Raw genomic sequence first — 8,205 nt, forward strand, 5'->3', positions numbered from 1 at the left:
CGCTCCACCTCTTCGGTCTCATCGTCCACCGAAGCTGCAGGCTCGTGCTCGCAGCCACACGCTGCGCTCATGCGTTCGCCCCTGTACCGCAGCAGCCCGGCACCGTGCACGCTGAGTCCACGCAGGGTGCGTGCTCATCGACAGCCAGCGTCACATCCACCAGCGCGACGAGGGCAGCAGCAAGATGCGGGTCAGCGATCTCGTAACGGGTCTGGCGGCCCTCAGGCTCAGCGACCACGATCCCGCAGTCTCGCAGGCAGGTGAGGTGGTTCGAGACGTTCGAGCGGGTCAGTTCCAACTCATGTGCGAGAACGGCTGGGTAACTCGATCCTCCGAGCAGGGTGATCAGGATCCGGGAACGCGTCGGATCCGCCATGGCCCGCCCGAGCCGGTTCATCACATCAAGACGTGAAGCAATAGTCAGCATGCACTGAACTATACAGTAGGTGCTGACCTATCTAGAATCCTGCTGTCTCGATCTAACCGAAGCGCGTCCGCTCGCGCTCGATCGCCGATATCTATCCGTTGCCGCGCGTGGGTGCGGCGTCTTCGGGGCACAGCACCAGGCCGCTTCGGCAGGCACGCGGTCAGAGTCGAGAGCGCAAGGCTCTCCAGGGTCAGCGTCCTGTCGCCTCATCGAGGGCATCGGTCAGGTCGCTGAGCTGTGTAAGTTCGAGCTTCTCGCCATCTAGGAAGAAGGTAGGTGTGCCGCTGATACCGAGATACTATCCATCGTTGAAGTCGGCTTCGACTCTCTCCCTTGTGACGGGGGGCGGCGACGGCTGTATCGCAGGCGTTCATGTCGAGCCCCAGGTCTTCCGCGGAGGTGCGGAGGAGGTCGGCTCGCGAGGTCTGCAGCATGGTCGCTGCACTGACATGATCTACTCGTCGGGTGACGGGCAGGTGAACTCTTCTCCCGCATGGCGTCTTGATCTCCGGCGATTGTGGTCAGCGGTTCAGGATGACGTGGGTCGTGGTGTCGGGGCGGAGGTCGAGTCGGCGCAGCAGTTGTGCGTTGAGGGCGACGACGATGGTGGATAGTGACATGAGGATCGCTCCGACCGACATTGGGAGCACGAATCCGATGGGGGCGAGGACGCCGGCGGCGAGGGGGACGGAGATGATGTTGTATCCGGCAGCCCACCAGAGATTCTGCTTCATCTTCCGGTACGAAGCCCGTGACAGTTCGATCACGGAGAGTACCGAGCGAGGGTCGTCGCTTGCGAGGATGACACCAGCAGAGGCGATCGCGACATCTGTGCCCGCACCGATCGCCAGCCCAACGTCGGCCTGCGCGAGGGCAGGGGCGTCGTTGACGCCGTCGCCGACCATTGCGACCTTACGGCCCTCGTTCTGGAGTTGTTGGACCTTGGCGGCCTTGTCCTCCGGGCGTACTCCGGCGAAGACGCGGTCGATGCCGAGGTCTTGGGCGACGGCCTGCGCCACGGCTTCCGCGTCGCCGGTAATCATCACCACTTGCACGTCGAGTGCGTGGAGGGCGTCGACGGCTTCCCGGGATTCCGAGCGCACCTCGTCGGCGAGTTTCAACGCGCCGACGACGCGGCCGTCCTGGATGACGTGGAGGATGATCGCGCCATCCGTCCGCCACTGATCGGCGACCGGGAGCTCGTCGGCGTTCTCCTCGGTGAGCAGGTGCGGTCCACCGACTCGGATGCTCTTCCCGTCGACGGTCGCTGTGACGCCCACAGCGGGTGAGGAAGTGAAGTCGCCGTTGCGCGGGATGGTGAGCTGCTTGTCGGCGGCTGCGCGCACGATGGCCTTCGCGAGTGGGTGCTCACTATCAGTTTCTGCGGCGGCGGCCAGTGCGAGGATCTCGTCGGGGTCGATGCCGTCGACGACGGAAATCTCGGAGACGACGGGCTCGCCCTTGGTGAGGGTGCCGGTCTTGTCGAACAGGACCGTGTCGATGGTGCGCATGCTTTCGAGCGCGAGCCGGTCTTTGACGAGAACGCCGCCCCGGGCGGCGCGTTCGGTGGCGATTGAGACGACCAGCGGGATGGCCAGGCCCAGCGCGTGCGGGCAGGCGATGACGAGGACGGTGATGGTGCGGATGACAGCCGCGTCAGGCAAGCCGACCAACGTCCAGACGATCGCGGTGATCGCCGCAGCACCCAGGGCGAACCAGAACAGCCATCCGGCGGCGGTGTCAGCGAGGCGCTGTGCGCGGGACGAGGAGCTTTGCGCTTGGGTGACGAGACGTTGGATGCCGGCGAGGGTCGTGTCGTCGCCGGTCGCGGTGATCTCGACGCGAAGCCCGGAATCGGTGGCAACGGTGCCGGCTGTGACGTGGTCGCCGCTGCCGCGTTCCACGGTGCGGGACTCGCCCGTGACCATGGACTCGTCCATCGAGGCCCGTCCGTCGACGATGCGCCCGTCGGCGGGGACGCTGCCACCCGGCCGTACGATGACGACGTCGCCGACGACGAGATCGGTCGGTGAGACCGTGACGACCTGGTCATTCTCGACGCGCTCTGCCTCATCGGGGAGAAGAGCGGCGAGTGAGTCCAGGGCGGAAGTCGTCTGGGCGAGGGAGCGCATCTCGATCCAGTGCCCGAGAAGCATGATGACGATGAGGAGGGCGAGCTCCCACCAGAAGTCTAGTTCGTGATGGAGCACGCCGAGCGTCGCGCCCCAGGAGGCGGCGAACGCGACGGTGATCGCGAGGCCAATGAGCAGCATCATGCCGGGCTTGCGAGCGCGGAGCTCGCTGACTGCACCGACGAGGAACGGCTTTCCACCCCACGCGTACATGACAGTGCCCAGCACCGGGGATACCCAGGACAGACCCGGAATATCGGGGAGGGTGTAGCCGAGGATCATCGAGAACATGCCCGACAACGCGACCGTGGGGACGGCGAGGACGAGCATGATCCAGAACAGGCGACGGAACTGCCCGACGTGGTCGCCATGGCCTGCATGACCGCCGTGTCCAGCGTGGGTGTTGTGGCCGGAGGGCGCGTTGTCGCTTCCGTGGTCTCTGTGACTGTGCGCGGCCGCGTCTGACTGCGGTGCATGCGCCATTGCTTGATGTCCCGCGTGCGCATCGTGGTCAGTTTCGGTCGTCACTGCGGGGGTCGACGCCGCGTGGTCGTGGTGGGCGTGGGTGTGCTCCGCGCCGTCGTTACGCGAGTGGCTCATGGGCCTATCCTCCTCGGAATTGAGAACCGTGGGGCTGACTTGTCTGGCGTGCCCCGCACCGTGAAACGGTGTCAGGCAGCAGCGGTGGCGTACTTAGCCGGGTCGGCGTCGAACGCGGGCTCGCATCCAGCGCAGCAGAAGTAGTACCGGGTGCCGTCGTAATCGCGGTACAGGCCAGCAGCTTCTGCATCCGCCTTGATGACGGTGCTGCCTACCATCACAGGACATTCGGCGAGATCTTCCGCGGGCGGGGTGAGGAGATCCTTGCGTCCTTCGGCGTCGACGGAACCGTGGCTGTTGCGGCTGCAGCAGGATCCAGTGGAGTCTGACATGTTTTGTTCCTCTTTCTCTCAAACACCGGAGTGCGGCGTCGGTATGCCTAACGATATACCCCCTGGGGGTATTCCGCACTAGGATATACATGGCGGCGCTGAAGGATCAGGGCGGGCGGCCGCATAGATCGTGGTGTTAGCATCCTGCACGGAATGGAGGAGGCCGAGTATGCACGTCGCAGTTCGTGGCGCACGTCCGCAGTTGTCGTTGCGCGCGTTGTTGATGCTCGGCGGGGCCACGCTGATGGTTATCGTCGGCTTGCTGGCGATGCACACCTTCACCTCCGAACCTGCGGGACACGGATCCGTCGGACTCACCCACTCCGCAGCCGGGGAGGAGCACGCCACCGTAGCGGCGTCAAACGTCGCGAGCGAGTCCACCGCGTGTGAGGGTGCGTGTCATGTGAACACCGGACATGGGCAGGGTCACAACGAGATGCTGATTGCGTGCGTGCTGGCGTTGCTTGCCGGTCTGCTTCTCCTCCTCCCTCCGATATTGATTCAGCGTCACCGGCTGCCCCCTCACCGTGCTGTAAGCCTGGTGAGGTGGGAAGCGATCGGGATCCTTCCCCGGGCACCCTCGCTGACGTTCCTTTCGATAAGTCGCACCTGAGTAGTCGCCGCCGACCCTGATGGGTCGGATTCCTGGCGCCGTCTGGCGCCATCATTTGCGAACCCTCACACGACGTATCGAAGGAACAACCATGAATAAGAAGATTCCCGTTGCTGTCAGTACGGGTGTACTGACCCTTGCACTGGTTCTCACCGGCTGCGCTGACAACAGCACGGCACCGTCCAGCGAATCCACCTCCCCGTCTCAGTCGTCGTCGACTTCGGCAGCGAACGAGGCTGACGAGATGTTCGTCACGATGATGATCCCTCATCACGAGCAGGCGATCGAGATGGCCGACATGCTGCTAGCTAAAGACGGTGCCGACGCACGCGTGGTGGAACTTGCCGAGCAGATCAAGGCGGCGCAGGGCCCCGAGATCGACAAGATGCTCGGATGGCTCGAAGACTGGGGTGTGGAGTACGACCCCGACTCCATGGGAGGCATGGATCACGGTTCGATGGGCGGTGACGACAGCATGATGTCCGAAGAGGACATGACCATGTTGGAGAGCGCGGATGCTGTCGAGGCGAACAGCCTGTTCCTGGAGCAGATGATCGTGCACCACGAAGGTGCCGTCGACATGGCGCAGACGGCGCTTGATGATGCGCAGAACCCGGACGTCCTCGAGCTCGCGCAACAGGTGATCGACGACCAGACGGCGGAGATCGCCACGATGCAGGAACTCCTCGGCCAGCTGTAGGAATCCTCCGGGCGGGCCGGTATCCGATCGTCCCGCCCGGACCTGTCATCCGTGCTGCCCCATTGCGGCAGCAGTCAGACGTCGGCGTGCTCTTGTTGCGCGTCGTGAAGCCAGGCCCGCTTGAGGCCACTAACGGAAACCATCATGAAACGCTCACTCCTTCTCGCAACCGTCACTGTGACCGTCCTGGCGGCTGTCGCCACCGGATGCACCGCGACACCGCTCGGCAACCCGGACTCAGCTCCCCGCATCGACCACATCCACGGCATCGCCCAAGATCCCCGGGGCGATGATCTGCTGGTGGCCACGCACAACGGAATCTTCACTCTCACACCAGATGGGGATATCTCCGGCCCGATCGGCGGTCACGCCTTCGACGCCATGGGATTCACGGTCTCGGGAGACGCGCTGTTCGCCTCCGGGCATCCCGGCGAAAAGACCCCGGCCGAACTCGGATCGCCCAACCTCGGCATCATCCGCAGCGACGACTACGGGAACACTTGGTCGCCTATTGCTCTCAACGGAACCACCGACTTCCACATCCTCACCGCGGCCCCGGACGGCACCCTCTACGGCGTCCCCTCTAGCCAAGTGAACCTGCTCACCAGCACAGACGAGGGAAACAACTGGACGGAGCGTGCGTCCCTCGGCGCCGCTGATCTCGCGGTCACCGAATCCGGTTTGTACGCTGCAGCCGAAGAAGGCGTTCTCTTCAGCAGCGACGGCGGTAACACATTCACTCCAGTCGACGGAACACCTGTGCTCTACGCGCTGGAGGCTCGCACCGATGGCACTCTTCTCGGCGCAGGCACCGATGGCGTCCTGTGGACAGAGGATGAAAATGGAACCTGGCATCACCTCGAATCCCTCCAAGGCGCCGTTCAAGCCCTCACGGTCATCGACGACCGCGTCATCCTCGTCGATGACCGGGGCATCGTTGAAGTCTCACCGGACAGCACCACTGTGCTGAGTCCCGCCCAATAACGCGGGCGCAAAGACCTGTGCCCAAGGATTCCTCGTGAAAGCGCCCAAGAACCCCTTTCGGAACCTCGTGTTGTTCGTCATCGTGGCGACGGTCGCCGTTGCTCTCCTCGCCGCTGCTAGTTTTCTCGCCATTGGAGCGATCTTCTGATGACCCCCACCGGCTCCAGATCCCCCTTCGACTCGATGCACCATCTGACGGCCGTGCACTCGTCCTCACCCGGCGCGCCTTCGCCTCGCAGTCCCGCGGAGCGGACGCATCGAAGGCTCGTGCGTCTTGGATATATGCTCTTGATCTGCGGTCCAGCCCTCGCGCTCGCGCATCTGATCAGTGATGCCCAATCGACCGACGTCGCTTGGTGGACGTACACGATCGCCAGCTTTGACATCGCCGTAATCATGGTCATTGTCGCCCTGGCTCTGATCCTTCGAGCTCCACCCAGTCACGCTGCAGAAACGGAATAATCGTCACCGCACAGTAATCGCTGCGACGATGATCTGCCGCTGAACTACCATGCCCTCCCGGGGTATTCAACGGGGTCCCCGGGAGCGAGGTGCGGTCGTAGTTTAAAGACTCCACAATGACGAGAGGAGCCACTATGACTGTCGCGGCGGAAATGCTCCGCACCTACCCGAAGGACCTTGGCCAGGCTGACCGGAAGGTGCTGGTGGAGTGTATCGAGGCGTGCGTTGAGTGCGCGCAATCATGCACCGCATGCGCCGACGCGTGCCTGAGCGAGGAAATGGTTGCCGAGCTGACGAAGTGCATCCGCACGAACCTGGACTGCGCCGACCTCTGCGAAACCACCGGACGCATCCTGTCCAGGCACACCGGGTACGACGCCAACCTCACCCGCGCAACCCTCGAAGCGTGCCGCACGGCATGCGCGAGCTGCGCCGACGAGTGCGAGAAGCACACGATGCACGAACACTGCGCGGTGTGTGCTGCGGCCTGCCGGCGATGCGAAGATGCCTGCGCCGCGCTCCTCGCAACCCTCTGAATAGCCACCGCGACGGCGTCGTGCAGTTCTTCGCTACCCGCATCAATCCAGTGATGCCCGTTGACCAGGCCGAAGCAGACTAGCGAGCGCTCTTACCCCACACGTCGTCATCAATCGCGCTACCGCGCAACGAACCGAGACGACAGGTGAGGAATATGTCGAAGGACGCGCACGAAACAAATGGACGACAAGCAGGGGCGAAAAAGCACGGATCGCTGACGATGTACTTGCGATTCGCGGCGATGATTCTCACCGGCATGGTCGTGATGTATTGGACGATGTTCGCTGGAGTGTGGGAATGGGGGCACATACGCTTCAGCGAAAGCCGCGTCTTCATGGCGCTCACTATGGGCGGCGCCATGGGGCTGGTCATGCTGGCCTGGATGCTCAACATGTACAAGCACAGGAAAGCGAACATTGCGGTCATCATCGTCAGCGTTCTCCTCCTCGGAGGAGGCATCGCCCTCGACCGCAGCCAGATCACCGTCGACGACACCGCGTACATGCGCGCAATGATTCCGCATCACTCGCTCGCGATCACCCGATCCGAGCGAGCACAGCTGCAGGATGTCCGCGTCTGCGAACTTGCGGTTGAAATCAGCGAAGCGCAGCGCCGGGAGATCCTCGAAATGGACTGGCTCATCGCCGACATCGAAAGCAACGGCCTCGCGCTGACGGCCGAGGACGCGCAAGACCGACCCGTTCCAGACTTCGAACGGGCAGCCGACCGCCAGTGCTCGGACGACGGATGACGATTGGTAGCGATAATCGATCGATCATGGCTTGTGCTCCGAGAGCCTGCCGGAAACGATCGTTTGCGGCGCGGTGAGTGAAGGCACACCAGATCGAATGCCAGAAACGTGCGCCGTAAGCGGGCTTCGGTAGGCGTATTCGGTGGGGTGTGAGCCGGATGTACTTACACCCAGGCCCCAGAGATGTCGCCTGGGGTGAAGCCGTTCCAATAGGTCATCAATCACTGTATAGTTCAGTGTGTGCTGACTATTTCCTCACGCCTCGATGTCATGAACCGGCTCGGCCGGGCCATGGCCGATCCCACGCGTTCCCGAATCCTAATGTCTCTGCTCGGTGGACCGAGCTACCCGGCTGTGCTCTCTCGTGAGCTGGAGCTGACGCGTTCGAACGTGTCGAACCATCTCACCTGCCTGCGTGACTGCGGGATTGTCGTTGCCGAGCCGGAGGGTCGCCAGACTCGTTACGAGATCGCCGACCCGCATCTTACGGCTGCGCTCGTCGCGCTCGTGGACGTGACGCTGGCGGTCGATGAGCACGCGCCGTGCGTGGACTCTGCGTGCACGGTGGCTGGCTGCTGTGGGACGGGGGCGGACGCGTGAGCGCGGCGTGTGGCTGCGAGCACGAGCCTGCAGCTTCGGTGGACGATGAGACCGAAGAGGTGGAGCG

At 63.5% G+C, this 8,205-nt stretch carries 9 protein-coding genes; 6 read left to right on the forward strand and 3 right to left on the reverse strand.

Going from position 1 to position 8,205, the window contains the following annotated elements; all coding sequences use genetic code 11:
- Nucleotides 1-67: 67 nt before the first annotated feature.
- The 3 genes from cmtR (IEV67_RS18805) to IEV67_RS18815 all read right to left on the reverse strand — a co-directional run bounded on the left by cmtR (IEV67_RS18805) (nt 68) and on the right by IEV67_RS18815 (nt 3,491).
- Nucleotides 68-427 (reverse strand): Cd(II)/Pb(II)-sensing metalloregulatory transcriptional regulator CmtR, encoded by a 360-nt coding sequence (gene cmtR / locus IEV67_RS18805; RefSeq protein ID WP_188438254.1) that lies wholly within the window; start codon nt 425-427, stop codon nt 68-70.
- A gap of 521 nt (nt 428-948) precedes the next feature.
- Entirely contained in the window at nt 949-3,159 is a 2,211-nt protein-coding gene (locus IEV67_RS18810; RefSeq protein WP_229703373.1) for a heavy metal translocating P-type ATPase, read from the reverse strand.
- 71 nt (nt 3,160-3,230) lie between these two features.
- Entirely contained in the window at nt 3,231-3,491 is a 261-nt protein-coding gene (locus IEV67_RS18815; RefSeq protein ID WP_036275904.1) for a YHS domain-containing protein, read from the reverse strand.
- Nucleotides 3,492-3,660: 169 nt separating this feature from the next.
- Between IEV67_RS18815 and IEV67_RS18820 the strand changes: the two genes are divergently transcribed.
- The 6 genes from IEV67_RS18820 to cmtR (IEV67_RS18845) all read left to right on the forward strand — a co-directional run bounded on the left by IEV67_RS18820 (nt 3,661) and on the right by cmtR (IEV67_RS18845) (nt 8,138).
- Complete coding sequence (locus IEV67_RS18820) at nt 3,661-4,104, forward strand: DUF6153 family protein (RefSeq protein ID WP_036275907.1); 444 nt, start codon at nt 3,661-3,663, stop codon at nt 4,102-4,104.
- A gap of 91 nt (nt 4,105-4,195) precedes the next feature.
- Nucleotides 4,196-4,804, forward strand: a complete 609-nt coding sequence (locus IEV67_RS18825; protein ID WP_036275909.1) for a DUF305 domain-containing protein — start codon at nt 4,196-4,198, stop codon at nt 4,802-4,804.
- 144 nt (nt 4,805-4,948) lie between these two features.
- On the forward strand, nt 4,949-5,788 hold the full coding sequence (locus IEV67_RS18830) for a F510_1955 family glycosylhydrolase (protein WP_036275911.1): 840 nt from the start codon (nt 4,949-4,951) through the stop codon (nt 5,786-5,788).
- Nucleotides 5,789-6,384: 596 nt separating this feature from the next.
- Nucleotides 6,385-6,786 (forward strand): four-helix bundle copper-binding protein, encoded by a 402-nt coding sequence (locus tag IEV67_RS18835; RefSeq protein ID WP_188438255.1) that lies wholly within the window; start codon nt 6,385-6,387, stop codon nt 6,784-6,786.
- A gap of 155 nt (nt 6,787-6,941) precedes the next feature.
- Entirely contained in the window at nt 6,942-7,538 is a 597-nt protein-coding gene (locus IEV67_RS18840; RefSeq protein ID WP_029153978.1) for a DUF305 domain-containing protein, read from the forward strand.
- A gap of 240 nt (nt 7,539-7,778) precedes the next feature.
- Nucleotides 7,779-8,138, forward strand: a complete 360-nt coding sequence (gene cmtR / locus IEV67_RS18845; protein WP_036275916.1) for a Cd(II)/Pb(II)-sensing metalloregulatory transcriptional regulator CmtR — start codon at nt 7,779-7,781, stop codon at nt 8,136-8,138.
- The last annotated feature ends 67 nt before the right edge of the window (nt 8,139-8,205 follow it).

It is taken from the genome of Microbacterium murale, assembly GCF_014635185.1.
GTDB lineage: Bacteria > Actinomycetota > Actinomycetes > Actinomycetales > Microbacteriaceae > Microbacterium > Microbacterium murale.